This is a genomic window from Klebsiella sp. R445 (assembly GCF_051131755.1).
Lineage (GTDB): Bacteria > Pseudomonadota > Gammaproteobacteria > Enterobacterales > Enterobacteriaceae > Klebsiella > Klebsiella lignicola.
In genome coordinates, this window is record NZ_CP180446.1 from 563,636 (window position 1) to 578,741 (window position 15,106).

Sequence of the window (15,106 nt, forward strand, 5' to 3'; positions counted from 1 at the left end):
CCTTTTTATGCCGCGAAGGGCGTCATTTGTGACAGCACAATCTGCCAGCCCTGCGGGGTACGACGCAGCACCAGCGTGGAATAACCGTGGCGAACCTGTTCAGTACCATCGCTCAGCAAACGCACGACATTGCAGATTTCGCCGCTGATAATGGCAATATCGCCCAGCAGCCGGATCTCCGGCGTTGACCGCTCAATAGCGACAAAACCTCCCATTTTGAGCACATGTTCGAGGAAAGCGTCTTTACTGTGCGCCATACCGGTACTGTGAATATGCAGCAGATCGTCTGCCAGCAGCGGCGCGAGGCGCCGGCGGTCACCGGCAACCAACGCCAGCTGGCGTTCATTCTCCAGCGCCAGCAATGCCTGGATATCGGCGTTCATAGCAGCCCCTCGTAGGACCCACCGTCGAGCTGCAGGTTTTGCCCGGAAATGTAGGAGGCCTGATAGCTACACAGAAAAGCGCAGGCGGCGGCAAACTCGTCCGGGCGGCCAAAACGACCGGCGGCGATGGTGGCTTCATTGCGGCGGCGCGCTTCTTCCAGGCTAATGCTCTCTTTGGCCATCAGTCGCTCCAGCATAAATGCCTGGCGCGGCGTATCGATGCGCTCCGGCAGCAGGTTATTGATGGTCACGTTGTCGGCGACCACCTCGCGGCTAATGGCTTTACAGATCGCCGTCAGCGCGGTGCGGGCCGAGGTGGAAAGCCCCATCATGTAGTGCGGCGCCTTGACCATAGCCGAAGTGATATTGACGATCCGCCCGAAGTGCCGTTGCTGCATGCCCGGCAGCCAGGCCCGAATCAGCTGCACTGCCGGAATGAAATTGGCCGCCATCGCCGACAGCAGAGCCTCTTCATGCCAGTCGGCGAGCGCCCCGGGTTGCGGACCGGCGTTGTTGGTGACCAGAATGTCGATCTGCGGGTAAGCTGCGAGGATCGCCGCCCTGCCTTCCTGCAGTGTCAGGTCGGCCACCATCGTCGCCACCGCAATGTGCGGAAAACGCGCGCTCAGGGCCGCCGCGGCCTGTACCAGCTTCTCTTCATGACGCCCGTTGAGGACGACGTTTACCCCTTCAGCCGCTAGCGCCGTCGCGCAGGCCAGGCCCAGCCCCTGCGATGATGCGCAGACGAACGCCTGCTTGCCGGCAATCCCCAGATCCATTCTCCGCTCCTGAATGTTAATCATTGGTAAAATAATGTACATATATTGATATATCTCAAATTGCGATATGTCTAGATATGCTCAGAGGATTAGAATGAAAGTCGGAGATGGCTCACGAAAGAGAACCATCCACAAAATATCCGTGGCGCCAGATTGCAGACAGGAACAGACCTGCAGACCGCGTGATGCGGGTTCTGCAGGGTATCTTCAGGATCGGGCTGCGGGAGACAGTATCGTTAACTGATTTGCGCCAGCTGCTGCTGGATTTCGTCGAGGAACAGCGGCAACGCGCTGGGCTGGTAATCCCGGGAGAGATAAATGCCGTAGACGCTCAGCGCTTTCGGGGTCCAGGCGGGCAGCACCGGCTTGAGTGCCCCGCTGTTCAGAGCGCGCTGTGCCTCCAGCACCGGCAGCATCGCAATACCGCATCCGGCCACCGCCGCGTCGAGCAGCAATGAGGAGATCCCGGCACTGAGGTTGCCGGAGACCGCCACCGACACCGCTTCCCCCTCGGGATCGGTAAACTGCCACTGCGGGGCGGCAAAATGGCTGTAATGCAGGCAGTTGTGCTGGCTCAACTCTGCCAGAGTCTGCGGCTGGCCGTGCAGCTGTAGCCAGCGCGGAGAAGCACACAGCACCGAGCGACAAACGCCAAGGCGGCGGGCGATGGCGCCAGGCTCCGGGTTGTCGGTAATACGAATCGCCACGTCGATGCGTTCGCCAATCAGGCTCACCGGATGGTTATTGATATCCAGCTCAAGGCGAAGCTGCGGGTAACGGGCGAGAAAATCTGGCAACAGCGGCGAAATCAGCTGCATTGCCGTGAAATGGGCGCAGGCAACACGCAGCGTCCCGCTGGGTACCGCCCGTTCGGTTTGACCGGCAATTTCGTCCGAAAGCTGGGTCAGGCTGCGGGTTTTTTGCAGCACTTTCTCACCGGCGGCGGTTAAAGTGAGTTTACGGGTCGAACGGTGGATCAGTCGGGTTCCGGCCCAGTGCTCCATTTGTTCCAGGTAGCGACTGACCATTGGCCGCGACATGCCCAGCGCGCGGGCGGCAGCGCTCAGGCTTCCCAGTTCGCAGATCCGCATGTAGACCTGCGCGGCGATAATTCTGTCCATCTCTCACTTCCATCTGCACGTTTTATGAAACTCAGCATCTCTTTTTTCAGGAATTTTCGCAAATAAGGAAATCCGTAAAATAGCGTCATTCACCTGATACTGAGAAAAACACCATGAAATTATCTGCCCTTGCTATTGCCACCGCCCTGTTCAGCAGCGCCGCGCTTGCCGCGCCCTTAACCCTCGAGACCTATAACCCGCAGGATAAAGGGATATTTGCCGTTAACTCGACTCTGGTCTCAGGCCCCCATGAAGCGGTGCTGTTTGATGCGCAATTTAGCGTGAAAGACGGTGACAAGCTGGTTGAGATGATCCGTAACAACGGCAAACCGTTGACCCGTATCGTGATAACGTCCGGCGACCCGGATTTTTATTTCGGACTGGAGCCGCTGGTAAAGGCCTTCCCGCAGGCGAAAGTGGTCGCCACCGCCGAGGTAGTGAAGCATATTAACGCCACCAAAACGGCGAAGCTCGCCTGGTGGGGCCCGCAGATGAAAGATGGCGCGCCGAAGCAGCTGTACACTCCGCAGGTAATCGACGCCACCACCTTCACCATTGACGGTGAAAAAGTGGAGATCCGCCAGCCGCAACACTATGCCGCCTTCGTCTGGATCCCGGGCAATAAAACCCTGCTCGGTGGAACCGGCGTCGCCTGGGGGATGCACGTATGGACCGCCGATACCCAAAGCGCAGAAAGCCGCCAGCAATGGCGTGAGACCCTCAATGATATGGCCGCCCTGCACCCGCAGCGGGTGATCCCCGGTCACTACCTTGGGACGTTACCGGCTGGAGACCGCGCGATTACCTTCACCCGCGACTATCTGCAGCAGTTTGAGCAGGCGCTGAAGACGCATCACGATTCCGCTGGTGTGATCGGCGAGATGAAACAGCGCTGGCCAGGGCTGGCGGAAGAGAGCTCGCTAGAGCTGAGCGCGAAGGTTAATACCGGCGAGATGAAGTGGTAGCAAACAGTAATGTGGTCATTCGACACGCTCTGTCGACCGAGTTAAAAAGCGACTTAAAGCAAGAAGGCGATCGTGGAGATCGCCTTCTTCGGATCGGTTAACCGTGATGGCCAACGTGATGCGGGATTATTTCGCCAACAGTTCTTTGCGGATAATCTCAGCGCCGGCGCTTAATGCCTGCAGCTTGCCTCTGGCAACCTGACGCGATATCGGTGCCATGCCGCAGTTGGTTGACGGGTAGAGCTTGTCGGCATCAACAAACTGCAGCGCTTTGCGCAGGGTGTTGGCCACTTCGTCCGCCGTTTCAATGGTGTTGGTTGCCACGTCGATTGCCCCGACCATCACTTTTTTACCGCGAATCAATTCCAACAGGTCCATCGGAACTCGTGAGTTATGGCACTCCAGCGAGATAATATCGATTTTCGAGGTTTGCAGTTTCGGGAACGCTTCTTCATATTGTCGCCATTCGGAACCCAGCGTCTTTTTCCAGTCGGTGTTGGCCTTGATGCCGTATCCGTAGCAGATATGTACCGCGGTTTCGCATTTCAGCCCTTCGACCGCTCTTTCCAGCGCGGCGATACCCCAGTCATTAACCTCATCGAAAAACACATTAAATGCCGGCTCATCAAACTGGATAATATCCACCCCGGCCGCTTCTAACTCTTTGGCTTCCTGATTGAGGATCTTCGCAAATTCCCATGCCAGTTTTTCGCGGCTTTTATAGTGGTTATCATACAGCGTATCGATCATCGTCATCGGCCCCGGCAAGGCCCATTTAATCGGCTGGTTGGTGAGCTGACGTAAATATCGCGCATCGTCGACAAAGACCGGCTTTTTACGGGCAACTTCACCCACCACGCTCGGCACGCTCGCCTCATAGCGATTACGAATTTTCACCACCTGGCGGTTCTCAAAATCCACGCCGTCGAGATGTTCAATAAAGGTGGTGACAAAGTGCTGGCGCGTTTGTTCGCCATCGCTGACGATATCAATCCCCGCCAGCTGTTGTTCCTGAAGAGACAAACGCAGGGCATCCTGTTTGCCTTCAGCTAAGATTTCATCCTGCAATTTCCACGGCGACCACAGCGTCTCCGGCTGCGCAAGCCACGAAGGTTTCGGTAAACTGCCCGCTGTCGACGTCGGTAATAATATTTTCATAATAGAAGACCTTTTAATGTGTTAATTACAGCGCGCAGCTAGCGGACCATTGTTCGAGAATATGTTTATAGGGTTGGATGAAGTTCTGTTCCGTAAATTTACCCTGCTCAATCGCCAGATGACTCCGCTCTTCACGGTCGTAAACAATTTTTGTCAACGAGTGATCCTGGTTGCTGAGGTTCGGCTGATAGTATTGCCCGGCGGCGGCGTTGGCATTGTAAATTTCCGGGCGGTAAATTTTCTGGAAAGTCTCCATGGTGCTGATGGTACCGATCAGCTCCAGGCTGGTGTAATCACTCAGCAAATCACCGGCGCAAAAGAAAGCCAAAGGCGCGACGCTGTTTTTAGGCATGAAGTAACGCACCTGCAGGCCCATTTTCTTAAAATACTGCTCAGTCAGCGAAGAGTCCTGCTGCTGGTACTCATCCCCCAGCACCGGATGCTGATTCCCAGTGCGGTGATAGACATCTTTGCTGGACACACTCAGACAGATCACTGGCGATTTGCTAAAGTGCTGGTGGTATTCATTTGAATTGACGAAATGCTTGAAAATATTGCCGTGTAATTCGCCAAAGTTTTCAGGAATACTAAAGTTAGTCTGATTTTTATTGTGTTCCAGCAGCAACACGCTGAAGTCATAGTCACGGACATAAGACGAGAAGTTATTGCCGACGATACCTTCAATACGCTCGTTGGTTTTTTTATCAATGATATTAGTTTTCAGGATTTCAATGACCGGGAACGCATCGCCCTGCGCTTCGACGTTCATCTCAACAGAAATGATTTCCAGCTCAACGGAATAACGGTCACCTTTAAGATTATCCCAGTACGCCAGGGTATTAAAACGATTGTTAATCATCACCAGGGTGTTACGCAGGTTCTCCTGACGGTTCTCTCCCCGGGCCAAGTTGGCGAAGTTAGTGGTAATACGCGTATTGTCCGAAGGGTTATAATTCTCATCGAAACAACTGCTTTTAATGGTGAAGGTGAAGTCTTTGCTCATGATGTCTTGTACCTGCGTTCTGCGATGAAAGCTGAATTTATTGCCTGAACAACCGCAATAACCACTAATTAAATGTGGCTTTCATTTTGGCTACCGTTAATGAGATATATTTTATGCCAGAGCCTTTAGAGCAGAGAAAGCGACTTAATTTCATCACAACATGAGCCATTTTCATGGTCGGGGAATAATGCTAACAGCGGAGGGTTGCGCAAACGGAGGGGCTAAAGGAATTGGTCTGAAAAATCTAAGGTTATTCTGGTGTTGGATGAATATGAGACCATAATGTTATTATGGTTAATTAAGGCAGATCCGGCTCATTTAATTGATATTTAAAAACGCGGCAATAATTAATGACAATAATTAAATCGGACTATAAAGTAAAATTTCACTGAAACTGAAAGATGATAACCATCCATTCGTTTTACGCCCTTTTCGCACACTCGATAAAGAAGAAGATGTCTTCTGGCAACCTCTTTCGCAAACTCAATAAAACCGGCGGGATGGTGTTCATGTGTTTTGCTGCAGGACTCCTGATTTCCGCCCTGCATCCGTATATCTGAGCCGCTGTTTGCCTTCAGGCGGTTGGTGCCCACATTCAGACTGATGAGGTTGCCATTGCCGACAAAATAGACCACGATAGATAGCACGGTATCCATCGGGTGCCGTTCTTAGGGTTACATTTCGTCCGGCGACGCCGGGCTTGTCCTTGAAACAGAAGTGGATTAAGGAGTAAGAATGAAATCGAACCACCATGCACGTCATCTTCTCGGTCTGAACTATAAGCTCTCCCAGCAGAAAAAAGTGGTGCTGGACGGCGAGAGTGAAACCACCATTAACCATGCTCATGCCACCGGCCGCAAACGCCGCGCTGGCTAATTCTTCAGCTGAGTGATGATAAAAACACCGTCCTTTCGTCAGGATGGTGTTTTTTTAACACAATTCCCCCTCTTTGATAGCATCTGCTCTATAATCTGCCCCGCTGCTTTCCCTGCCAGCCCGCACGCTTATCGCCGCGCCCGGTCTGAAGTGAACATCAAGGAGTTAGTGCGATGCAATTCACCCATAAGAAAAACCGTTCTCTGTATATCCCTTACGCCGGCCCCGTTCTGCTCGAATTCCCCCTTCTCAACAAAGGTAGCGCCTTCAGCATCGAAGAGCGCAGCAGCTTTAACCTGCTGGGCCTGCTGCCAGAAGTCGTTGAGACCATCGAAGAGCAAGCAGAACGCGCCTGGATCCAGTACCAGGGATTTAAAACTGAGATCGATAAACACATTTACCTGCGCAACATCCAGGACACCAACGAAACTCTGTTTTACCGCCTGATCGGCAACCATCTCGACGAGATGATGCCGGTTATCTATACCCCGACCGTCGGCGCGGCCTGTGAACGTTTCTCCGAGATCTACCGCCGCTCACGCGGGGTTTTCATCTCCTATCAGAACCGCCACAACCTGGACGATATCCTGCAAAACGTCCCGAACCACAACGTCAAAGTTATCGTCGTCACCGACGGTGAACGTATTCTCGGTCTTGGTGACCAGGGTATTGGCGGGATGGGGATCCCGATCGGCAAACTGTCGCTGTATACCACCTGCGGCGGTATCAGCCCGGCCTATACGCTGCCGATCGTGCTGGATGTCGGCACCAACAACCAGCAGCTGCTCGACGATCCTCTGTATATGGGCTGGCGTCATCCGCGTATTACCGATGACGACTATTACCAGTTTGTCGATGACGTGATCCAGGCGATTAAACACCGCTGGCCGGACGTTCTGCTGCAGTTCGAAGATTTCGCGCAGAAAAACGCCATGCCGCTGCTTAACCGCTATCGCAATGAAATCTGCTCATTCAACGACGATATTCAGGGTACCGCTTCGGTTACCGTCGGTACGCTAATTGCCGCCAGCCGCGGTGCGGGAAGCCAACTGAGCGAACAGAAAATTGTCTTCCTCGGCGCCGGTTCTGCCGGTTGCGGTATCGCCGAGCAGATCATCGCGCAGATCCAGCGTGAAGGACTGAGTGAAGAAGAAGCACGCCAGCGCGTCTTTATGGTTGACCGTTTCGGCCTGCTGACCGACGCCATGCCTAATCTGCTGCCGTTCCAGAGCAAGCTGGTGCAGAAGCGCGACAACCTGCAGCAGTGGGACACTACCAACGAAGTTCTGTCCCTGCTCGACGTGGTGCGTAACGTCAAACCGAATATTCTGATCGGCGTGTCTGGCCAACCGGGCCTGTTCACCGAAGAGATTATTCGCGAGATGCATAAACACTGCCCGCGTCCGATCGTGATGCCGCTGTCGAACCCGACCTCACGAGTGGAAGCGACGCCGCAGAACATCCTGAGCTGGACCGACGGCGAAGCGCTGGTTGCCACCGGCAGCCCGTTTGCGCCGGTCACCCTCAAAGGCAAGCAGTACGTGATTGCCCAGTGCAACAACTCCTATATCTTCCCGGGTATCGGTCTTGGGGTTATTGCCTCTGGCGCTTCCAGAGTCACGGAAGACATGCTGATGGCCGCCAGCGAAACCCTGGCAAAACACTCGCCACTGGTAAACAACGGCGAAGGCCCGGTGCTGCCAGAGCTGAAAGATATCCAGACCGTTTCGCGCGCCATTGCCTTTGCGGTCGGGAAAGTCGCCCAGGAGCAAGGTGTCGCGGTCAAGACTTCGGCCGAAGCGCTGCTGCAATCAATCAGCGATAACTTCTGGCTGCCGGAGTACCGCAACTACCGCCGGACCTCGATCTGATTGTTCGCCGTACTCGTTCGATAAGCTTAACGGGCCTGCTTGCAGGCCCGTTTTTTGTGCCCCGCCCCCACCATCTTTTGTCGCTAGCCAAACCCCGGCCGGAGTTCTACACTGCCTCTACCCATTAACCCACTGGATAAAATAAGGAGGACCCCATGCTGTTACGTGAAATATCGACTTTTTCACTGACATTTGGTCATCGTACCCGCTCAAGCGTTATCGATATCGTGCTGCGATAACTTCGGCTTGAGCGAAGACACCAGAGACTAACTCCCTTCCCTCGGGCTTACCGGGTTATCGTCAGCGATGTTTGACGAGGCATTTCTATGCCTGTAACTCTTGAGTAAGTTCACGATGAGTACATTATTTACCGCACAATCCCTGCATGTTGAAACAGCATTCGGGCCGCTTTTCATCGACCTCTCTTTTACGCTGAAAAAAGGCGACCGTATTGGCCTGATAGGCCACAACGGTTGTGGCAAAAGCACCCTGCTACAGGTGCTGGACGGCACGTTGACGCCGAATTTCGGCAGCGTGGCGCGGGCAAACCATTGCCTGCTGGCGAGGGTTGAACAGCATATCGCCACAGATTTGCTGCAGCATCCTCTGGTTGAGGTGGTGCTGGCACGCCTGCCCGCCGCCGAACGCGAACGCCAGCGCTGGCAGGCTGAACGGCTGCTGGCGGAGATGGGGTTTATCGCCACGGAATTCAGCCAGCGCGCCGCGACGCTTAGCGGTGGTCAGCATACCCGCCTGCTGCTGGCCCGGGCGTTGATTCAACAGCCGGACCTGTTACTGCTGGACGAGCCGGGCAACCATCTCGATCTCCCGACCTTGTTGTGGCTGGAAAGCTTCTTGCAAAACTGGCAGGGGAGTTTCGTTGTGGTGTCGCATGATAACCTCTTACTGGATGCTGTAACTAATACCAGTTGGATCCTGCGCGACAACACCCTGCACGCCTTCTCTCTGCCCTGCACCGCCGCCCGGCAAGCGCTGGCGGAACGGGATGAAAGTGACGCGCTGCGTCATAAGGCTGAACAGCGAGAAATTGACCGCGTCAGCGCCAGCGCCAGACGGCTGGCGACCTGGGGACAGGTTTATGACAACGAAGATCTCTCGCGCAAAGCCAAGCAGATGGAAAAGCAGGTTACCCGCCTGAAGGTGAGCCAGACCGAACTGACCAACGGCACCCCGTGGCGACTGGTGTTAAACGGCGATGCGCTGCGCGCTGACCGGTTGCTTGAAATCTCGCAGCTCCCGGTCGCTCCAGCCCCAGGCCTGCCTGCCCTGTTCACCGCCGAACATGCGCGCCTGCGCAGCGGCGATCGGGTGGCAATCATGGGGCGTAACGGCGGCGGCAAATCGTCGCTGCTGCGCCTGCTGTGGCGGCAGATGCAGGAGACGGTTGCGGTTGACGGACTCAGCCTGCATCCCCGGCTGAAGCCCGGCTACTATGACCAGTCTTTGCATCAGTTGCCGGATAACGCCACTTTGCTGGAGGCGCTGGAACCTTTTGAACCCGCCGCGGAATCCCGCAAACGGTCGCTTATCGGCGCCGGTTTTGGCTGGAGTCGTCACGGACAAAAGGTCAGTACCCTCAGCGGCGGCGAGCGCTCGCGGCTGCTGTTTGTCGGCCTGTCGCTGGCTCGCTACAGTCTGCTGTTGCTGGATGAACCGACCAACCATCTGGATATGGAAGGTAAAGAGGCGCTGGCAGGCTGCCTGCGGGACTATCCCGGCGGCCTGCTGTTGGTCAGTCACGATCGCCAGCTGATCGACCAGAGCTGTAACCGCTTCTGGTTGATTGACGACAACGGACTGAGCGAGTGGTACAGCGCGGACGAGATTTACGCGCGGCTACGCGAGACGACGCGCCCGCCCGCCATGCACGTTGATAGCGCGGCAGCACCCGCAGCGCCTGCTGAAGATGAGGACGTTCTGCTGGAACAGCTGATTGTGCTGGAGCAACGGCTGGCGGAAGATCTGTCCCGCAAGCCGAAGCACCAGAAACCTCAGCTTCAGGCGCAATGGCGAGAGGCTATCGCTGCGCTTCATGCCAGACTGCAATAATCCTGCACGACCGCCGGTTAAGGTCACCCCTTAACCGGCTTTTCATCACCAACGGCTGAGGGGATTATTCTGCTGAACTGCTGTTCGGTCATCATCATCCCCCACTGATCGCCCTGCCACTCTTTAGACAGCGTAAATCCGAAGGATTCATACAGCTTGCGCGCGGCGTTCAGACCGCTGAAGGTCCACAGTTGCACCCCCGCAAAGGCGTGGCGATCGCAGAAGGCCATTGCCTCCGCCAACAGGCGCCGTCCGATGCCGCTGCCCCGGCAGCTATCATCAAGGATAAACCAGCGCAGATGGGCCTGGTTATCGCCAAGGTCTTCACCATCGATGGCCACCGAGCCGACAATAGTGCCGTTGTGTATCGCCAGCCAGATTTGATTGCGCCCGGCGCTAAGCCGTGGGGAAAACTCCGCCACGCCGCTGGCGACTTTGCCCTCAAAAAAATGACCAAAATTATAGTTCCGGGCATAGTATTCGCCGTGCATCTGCGCGATACGGCCAATCATCCCAGGATGATAGCCGGTGACGATCTCAATGCGCTTTCCGGTCTCTTGCAGCGGCTGGTCGCGGCATTGTGCCAGCGCCTGCGCGTAGGCGTTAAGCCCCTGCGCCACGCTGATCTGCTGTTCGGCGTCGAGATGCGCCAACGCGTCAACCACCCGCATCGCGCCGTATTCGTTGATCCTTACCACCGTTGCCCGGCCCTTGTCCGTCAGCTCAAGCTGCTTAAAGCGGGCGTCGTTCTCGGCGGTTTTCTCCTCGATTTCCCCCGCCGCCAGCAGCCGCGACAGCATGCGGCTGACGCTCGATTTCTCAAGACCCAGAATCTGTACCAGCTGCGCGGCGGTTATCGCCCCGTGTCCGGCGATCTCCAGCAGTGTATGGACGGCGGAGGGTGAATACTCGGTTGCCGCAAGGGTGGAATTCATAAAGCCGAGTTCGCGAACCATCAGGCGGGAGGCGCGGCGGATATCATTGATCAGCGGTGTATTAGTCATTGGCGTAGTGGCAAGGTTATTTATAGTTGTACAATACAACCATTATTCATATTGCCCTGTCAACCGGCGTGGCTGGCGGCACCCGGCCCAGTACTGGTGGGATATTCTGGCTTATCGCCAACGAGTCAGAAGAAAAAATGGCAGGCGGTAGCCTTTGCAGATTGAGTGGTTAACAGGCGCCGTCAGACGCCTGTTTTTATCTTATTGCGGTTTTTTGGCTTTCCAGGCATCCCAGGCCTGTTTGATTTCCTGCTTCGCCGCGTCGGCATCATTAAAACCGTTCAGCTCCACTTTTTTGCGGCCATCCGGTAACTGCTTATAGACGCGGAAAAAGGCCTGCAGGCGTTCCTGCTCAATTTTCGGCAGGTCGCTGATGTTTTTGATGTCGTCATAGGTCGGGTCGATTTTGCTGGCCGGGACCGCAACTATCTTATCGTCCTTCTCCCCACCATCGATCATTTTCAGCACGCCGATGGCCCGCAGTTTGATCAGCGTCCCCGGTGCCATCGGTGCGCGGGTGTAGAACACCACGTCCAGCGGATCGCCATCCCCCGCCAGCGACTGGGTCAGTGAACCATAGTTGGCCGGATAGGCCACCGGCATTGACTGGAAACGGTCGGCAATAATAAAGCCGGTTTTGGCGTCGGTCTCATACTTGATAATCCCACCGGTCGGGATCTCGGTGACCGCGTAGAACTCTTCCGGATTGTTCTCCGGCTGTGGAAAATCAAGGATGTTGTCAGCCTGAACGGCAGCAGACAGGAAAAGTGCAGCGCTGAAGATGGTTTTTACCAGATGCATTGTTGTATCACTCTGTCGTTATAAGAAATTTGTCGCTGACAGCGTGCCGATAAGCCATGAAAGAATAATGACATTTGTGTTTCATCATTATTAACAGTCATGCGAGCGGGAGATAACCATCTTTTTCACTATCCGTGCTGACAAAACCCACACATTTGACTACTGCGCTTGCATTCCCTGCCATATGGGGTAATCCTTAATGAGTATTATTCCTAAGTAATACCACTATTTTTTCCTCAAATTTCAAGGAGTAGATATGAAGGCAGCCGTTGTCACCCAGGATCATCAGGTCAATGTAACGGAAAAAACACTGCGCCCTCTGCAACACGGAGAGGCTTTGCTGAAAATGGAGTGCTGTGGCGTGTGCCACACCGACCTGCACGTGAAAAACGGCGATTTTGGCGACACCACCGGGATCATTCTCGGCCATGAAGGTGTCGGTGTGGTTCAGCAGGTAGGCCCAGGCGTCACATCTCTGAAACCAGGCGACCGTGCCAGCGTGGCATGGTTCTTTGAAGGCTGTGGCCACTGCGATTATTGTAACAGCGGCAACGAAACGCTGTGTCGCTCGGTCAAAAATGCCGGTTATAGCGTTGATGGCGGGATGGCTGAAGAGTGCATCGTCACCGCCAACTACGCGGTAAAAGTACCGGACGGGCTGGACTCCGCTGCTGCCAGCAGCATCACCTGTGCCGGGGTTACCACCTATAAAGCGGTGAAAGTGTCGCATGTCAAACCGGGTCAATGGATTGCAATCTACGGCCTCGGCGGCCTCGGCAACCTGGCGCTGCAGTATGCGAAAAACGTCTTTAATGCCAAAGTCATCGCCATCGACGTCAACGATGCGCAACTGGCGCTGGCAAGCGAAATGGGCGCTGACCTGACCATTAACTCCCGCACCGAAGACGCGGCGAAAGTGATTCAGGAAAAAACCGGTGGCGCACAGGCAGCGGTGGTTACCGCCGTCGCCAAAGCGGCGTTTAACTCTGCCGTTGACGCGGTACGTGCCGGTGGCCGCGTGGTGGCCGTCGGCCTGCCGCCGGAAGCCATGAGCCTGAATATTCCGCGCCTGGTGCTGGATGGTATTGAAGTGGTTGGTTCGCTGGTCGGCACCCGTCAGGATCTGACCGAAGCCTTCCAGTTCGCCGCCGAAGGCAAAGTGGTACCGAAAGTGACCCTGCGCCCGCTGGGCGATATCAACGCTATCTTTAAAGAGATGGAACAGGGACAGATTCGCGGCCGTATGGTTATCGACTTCCGCCGCTAATCCTCGCGCCTCTCCCGCCCGGGAGAGGCCGTTTTACCCCACTGCGTTGTTCGCTGCCCGCAGCAGATATTCCCCCAACGCGGCAAATGCCTTTTCCGCAAATGCTTAGCGCAATTCCTTGGTTCCTTTGTTTTTAGCCGCACCCGATGATGGCAAGACAATAGATAACAAAGGAATTCACCATGCAAAGCCGTGTTCGCCTGCCCGCGTTGGCAGCCCTCATTTTTTCCGCTGCTTGTTCCGCCTGGGGCGCTGCCACGCCGGTCAAAGGGGGCACATTAGTCTATCTGGAGCAACAACCGCATACCAATCTCTATCCGCCAGCCGGGGGCTTCTACCCCAACGGCGGGATCCTTAACCAGATCACCGATAAGCTGACCTGGCAAAACCCGAAGACCCTGGATGTCGAACCGTGGATTGCACAAAGCTGGGTCACCAACGCCGACAAAACCGAATACACCTTTACCCTGCGTCCCGGCGTGACCTTCTCCGACGGCACGCCGCTGGATGCTAACGCGGTCGCCAAAAATTTCGATACCTACGGCCTCGGCAATAAGGCCCAGCGTCTGCCGGTCTCGGAAGTCATCAATAATTACGACCACAGCGAAGTTATCGATCCGCTGACGGTCAGGTTCTACTTTAAAAAACCATCTCCAGGCTTCCTGCAGGGCACCGCCACCATCGGCTCCGGGCTGGTTTCCCTCAGCACCCTGCAGCGTAATTTCGACGAGCTTGGCGATGCGCGCCATATTATCGGATCCGGGCCCTTCGTGGTCAAAGATGAAAAGCCGGGTCGCGAACTGACCCTGGTCGCCCGCAAGGATTACCAGTGGGGGCCGAAAAACCTGGCGCAACAGGGGCCGGCCAATCTCGACGGGATCACCATTATCGTCACGCCGGAAGATAGCGTCCGTATCGGCGCATTGCTGGCGGGTCAGGCCGGATTTATCCGTCAGGTTCAGGCCTATGATGAGAAACAGACCACCGATCAGGGCCTGCGGGTATATGCCGCGCCGACCCGTGGGGTCAACGACAGCCTGAGCTTCCGCCCCGATAACCCGCTGGTTGCTGACCTGCGCGTGCGTCAGGCGTTACTGCACGCCACCAACGCCAGACAGGTGGTCGAAACCCTGTTCTCCGCTAACTATCCGCAGGCCACGTCGGTGCTCGCCAGCACGGCGGCGGGCTACGTTAATCTCAGCGACAAGCTGACCTTCGATCAGACCAAATCCCGTCAGCTGCTCGATGAGGCCGGCTGGAAACCGGCCGCCGACGGCATCCGGGAGAAAGCCGGCCAGCGCCTGGCGCTGACGGTCTATGAATCTCTGCCGCAGCCGCAAAACAAAGAGGTGCTGCAGCTGATTGCCCAGCAGTGGCGCCAGGTCGGCGTCGCGCTGAGCGTGAAAGCCGGCGACGCCGGCAGTCGGGTTATCGATAATCTTGACCCGCTGAAGACCCCGCTGACGGTGTCGGAAGTCGGCCGTGCGGACCCGGACGTGGTGAAAAGCATGTTCTTCCCGGCCAACCGCGACGCCCTGCTGCAACGGGGTGGCTCCAGTGACAAGGTGCAGCAGTTCCGTGACGACAAGCTCAACGATCTGCTGACCGCCATTTCCGCCGAAGTCGATACGCCAAAGCGGCTGCAGCTGACCAGAGAGGCCCAACGCTATCTGCTGGATAACGCCTACGTGATCCCGATCTTTGAAGAGCCGCAGGTCTTTGCCGGCGCACCCTGGGTGCAAGGCGTCAGTTTCGAAGCCGTAGGCCGCCCGTCGTTCTACGGCGCGTGGCTGGAAAAGCACTAAGGA

General features: G+C 55.8%; 14 protein-coding genes. 6 read left to right on the top strand and 8 right to left on the bottom strand.

What is annotated here, in order from left to right:
• Positions 1 to 5 precede the first annotated feature (5 nt).
• The 3 genes from ACMYSN_RS02610 to ACMYSN_RS02620 form a co-directional block, all read right to left on the bottom strand.
• The gene (locus ACMYSN_RS02610; RefSeq protein ID WP_462496902.1) at positions 6 to 383 is read right to left on the bottom strand and encodes a nuclear transport factor 2 family protein; all 378 of its coding nucleotides are present in this window, start codon (positions 381 to 383) and stop codon (positions 6 to 8) included.
• The gene (locus ACMYSN_RS02615) at positions 380 to 1,162 is read right to left on the bottom strand and encodes a Rossmann-fold NAD(P)-binding domain-containing protein (RefSeq protein WP_462496903.1); all 783 of its coding nucleotides are present in this window, start codon (positions 1,160 to 1,162) and stop codon (positions 380 to 382) included. The genes ACMYSN_RS02610 and ACMYSN_RS02615 overlap by 4 nt, the downstream gene beginning before the upstream one ends.
• A gap of 236 nt (positions 1,163 to 1,398) precedes the next feature.
• Positions 1,399 to 2,283, bottom strand: coding sequence for a LysR family transcriptional regulator (locus tag ACMYSN_RS02620; protein WP_154143800.1), 885 nt, complete (start codon positions 2,281 to 2,283; stop codon positions 1,399 to 1,401).
• Positions 2,284 to 2,396: 113 nt separating this feature from the next.
• Between ACMYSN_RS02620 and ACMYSN_RS02625 the strand changes: the two genes are divergently transcribed.
• Positions 2,397 to 3,248, top strand: coding sequence for a Vmh family MBL fold metallo-hydrolase (locus tag ACMYSN_RS02625; protein WP_462496904.1), 852 nt, complete (start codon positions 2,397 to 2,399; stop codon positions 3,246 to 3,248).
• Between the two features lie 126 nt (positions 3,249 to 3,374).
• Here the strand turns inward: ACMYSN_RS02625 and ACMYSN_RS02630 are convergent, their stop codons facing one another.
• The 3 genes from ACMYSN_RS02630 to ACMYSN_RS02640 all read right to left on the bottom strand — a co-directional run bounded on the left by ACMYSN_RS02630 (position 3,375) and on the right by ACMYSN_RS02640 (position 6,065).
• The gene (locus tag ACMYSN_RS02630; protein ID WP_462496905.1) at positions 3,375 to 4,406 is read right to left on the bottom strand and encodes a methionine synthase family protein; all 1,032 of its coding nucleotides are present in this window, start codon (positions 4,404 to 4,406) and stop codon (positions 3,375 to 3,377) included.
• A 25-nt stretch (positions 4,407 to 4,431) separates the two neighbouring features.
• The gene (locus tag ACMYSN_RS02635; RefSeq protein WP_462496906.1) at positions 4,432 to 5,409 is read right to left on the bottom strand and encodes a DUF1852 domain-containing protein; all 978 of its coding nucleotides are present in this window, start codon (positions 5,407 to 5,409) and stop codon (positions 4,432 to 4,434) included.
• 347 nt (positions 5,410 to 5,756) lie between these two features.
• Positions 5,757 to 6,065, bottom strand: a complete 309-nt coding sequence (locus tag ACMYSN_RS02640) for a hypothetical protein (protein WP_462496907.1) — start codon at positions 6,063 to 6,065, stop codon at positions 5,757 to 5,759.
• Positions 6,066 to 6,144: 79 nt separating this feature from the next.
• On the opposite strand from ACMYSN_RS02640, the gene sra reads away from it, so the two are divergent.
• The 3 genes from sra to ACMYSN_RS02655 all read left to right on the top strand — a co-directional run bounded on the left by sra (position 6,145) and on the right by ACMYSN_RS02655 (position 10,226).
• Positions 6,145 to 6,285 carry a stationary-phase-induced ribosome-associated protein gene (gene sra, locus ACMYSN_RS02645; RefSeq protein ID WP_123754269.1) on the top strand — a complete coding sequence of 47 codons (141 nt, stop codon included), beginning with the start codon at positions 6,145 to 6,147 and terminating at the stop codon, positions 6,283 to 6,285.
• A gap of 173 nt (positions 6,286 to 6,458) precedes the next feature.
• Positions 6,459 to 8,156, top strand: a complete 1,698-nt coding sequence (locus ACMYSN_RS02650) for an NAD-dependent malic enzyme (RefSeq protein ID WP_462496908.1) — start codon at positions 6,459 to 6,461, stop codon at positions 8,154 to 8,156.
• Between the two features lie 354 nt (positions 8,157 to 8,510).
• Complete coding sequence (locus ACMYSN_RS02655; protein ID WP_462496909.1) at positions 8,511 to 10,226, top strand: ABC-F family ATP-binding cassette domain-containing protein; 1,716 nt, start codon at positions 8,511 to 8,513, stop codon at positions 10,224 to 10,226.
• Positions 10,227 to 10,249: 23 nt separating this feature from the next.
• Here ACMYSN_RS02655 and ACMYSN_RS02660 read toward each other — a convergent pair whose 3' ends face one another.
• Positions 10,250 to 11,230, bottom strand: a complete 981-nt coding sequence (locus ACMYSN_RS02660) for a bifunctional helix-turn-helix transcriptional regulator/GNAT family N-acetyltransferase (RefSeq protein ID WP_462496910.1) — start codon at positions 11,228 to 11,230, stop codon at positions 10,250 to 10,252.
• A 201-nt stretch (positions 11,231 to 11,431) separates the two neighbouring features.
• A complete protein-coding gene (locus tag ACMYSN_RS02665) occupies positions 11,432 to 12,031 on the bottom strand; it encodes an inorganic diphosphatase (RefSeq protein WP_462496911.1) in 600 nt (199 codons plus the stop codon).
• A 256-nt stretch (positions 12,032 to 12,287) separates the two neighbouring features.
• Here ACMYSN_RS02665 and adhP point away from each other — a divergent pair, with 256 nt between their 5' ends.
• Entirely contained in the window at positions 12,288 to 13,298 is a 1,011-nt protein-coding gene (gene adhP, locus ACMYSN_RS02670; protein WP_462496912.1) for an alcohol dehydrogenase, read from the top strand.
• Between the two features lie 182 nt (positions 13,299 to 13,480).
• Positions 13,481 to 15,103 carry a TIGR04028 family ABC transporter substrate-binding protein gene (locus ACMYSN_RS02675; protein ID WP_462496913.1) on the top strand — a complete coding sequence of 541 codons (1,623 nt, stop codon included), beginning with the start codon at positions 13,481 to 13,483 and terminating at the stop codon, positions 15,101 to 15,103.
• The last annotated feature ends 3 nt before the right edge of the window (positions 15,104 to 15,106 follow it).

Bases quoted from the DNA above. Each gene is read 5' to 3' on its own strand.
- ACMYSN_RS02610 (WP_462496902.1), bottom strand. From the start codon at position 383: ATGAACGCCGATATCCAGGCATTGCTGGCGCTGGAGAATGAACGCCAG.
- ACMYSN_RS02615 (WP_462496903.1), bottom strand. From the start codon at position 1,162: ATGGATCTGGGGATTGCCGGCAAGCAGGCGTTCGTCTGCGCATCATCG.
- ACMYSN_RS02620 (WP_154143800.1), bottom strand. From the start codon at position 2,283: ATGGACAGAATTATCGCCGCGCAGGTCTACATGCGGATCTGCGAACTG.
- ACMYSN_RS02625 (WP_462496904.1), top strand. From the start codon at position 2,397: ATGAAATTATCTGCCCTTGCTATTGCCACCGCCCTGTTCAGCAGCGCC.
- ACMYSN_RS02630 (WP_462496905.1), bottom strand. From the start codon at position 4,406: ATGAAAATATTATTACCGACGTCGACAGCGGGCAGTTTACCGAAACCT.
- ACMYSN_RS02635 (WP_462496906.1), bottom strand. From the start codon at position 5,409: ATGAGCAAAGACTTCACCTTCACCATTAAAAGCAGTTGTTTCGATGAG.
- ACMYSN_RS02640 (WP_462496907.1), bottom strand. From the start codon at position 6,065: ATGGATACCGTGCTATCTATCGTGGTCTATTTTGTCGGCAATGGCAAC.
- sra (WP_123754269.1), top strand. From the start codon at position 6,145: ATGAAATCGAACCACCATGCACGTCATCTTCTCGGTCTGAACTATAAG.
- ACMYSN_RS02650 (WP_462496908.1), top strand. From the start codon at position 6,459: ATGCAATTCACCCATAAGAAAAACCGTTCTCTGTATATCCCTTACGCC.
- ACMYSN_RS02655 (WP_462496909.1), top strand. From the start codon at position 8,511: ATGAGTACATTATTTACCGCACAATCCCTGCATGTTGAAACAGCATTC.
- ACMYSN_RS02660 (WP_462496910.1), bottom strand. From the start codon at position 11,230: ATGACTAATACACCGCTGATCAATGATATCCGCCGCGCCTCCCGCCTG.
- ACMYSN_RS02665 (WP_462496911.1), bottom strand. From the start codon at position 12,031: ATGCATCTGGTAAAAACCATCTTCAGCGCTGCACTTTTCCTGTCTGCT.
- adhP (WP_462496912.1), top strand. From the start codon at position 12,288: ATGAAGGCAGCCGTTGTCACCCAGGATCATCAGGTCAATGTAACGGAA.
- ACMYSN_RS02675 (WP_462496913.1), top strand. From the start codon at position 13,481: ATGCAAAGCCGTGTTCGCCTGCCCGCGTTGGCAGCCCTCATTTTTTCC.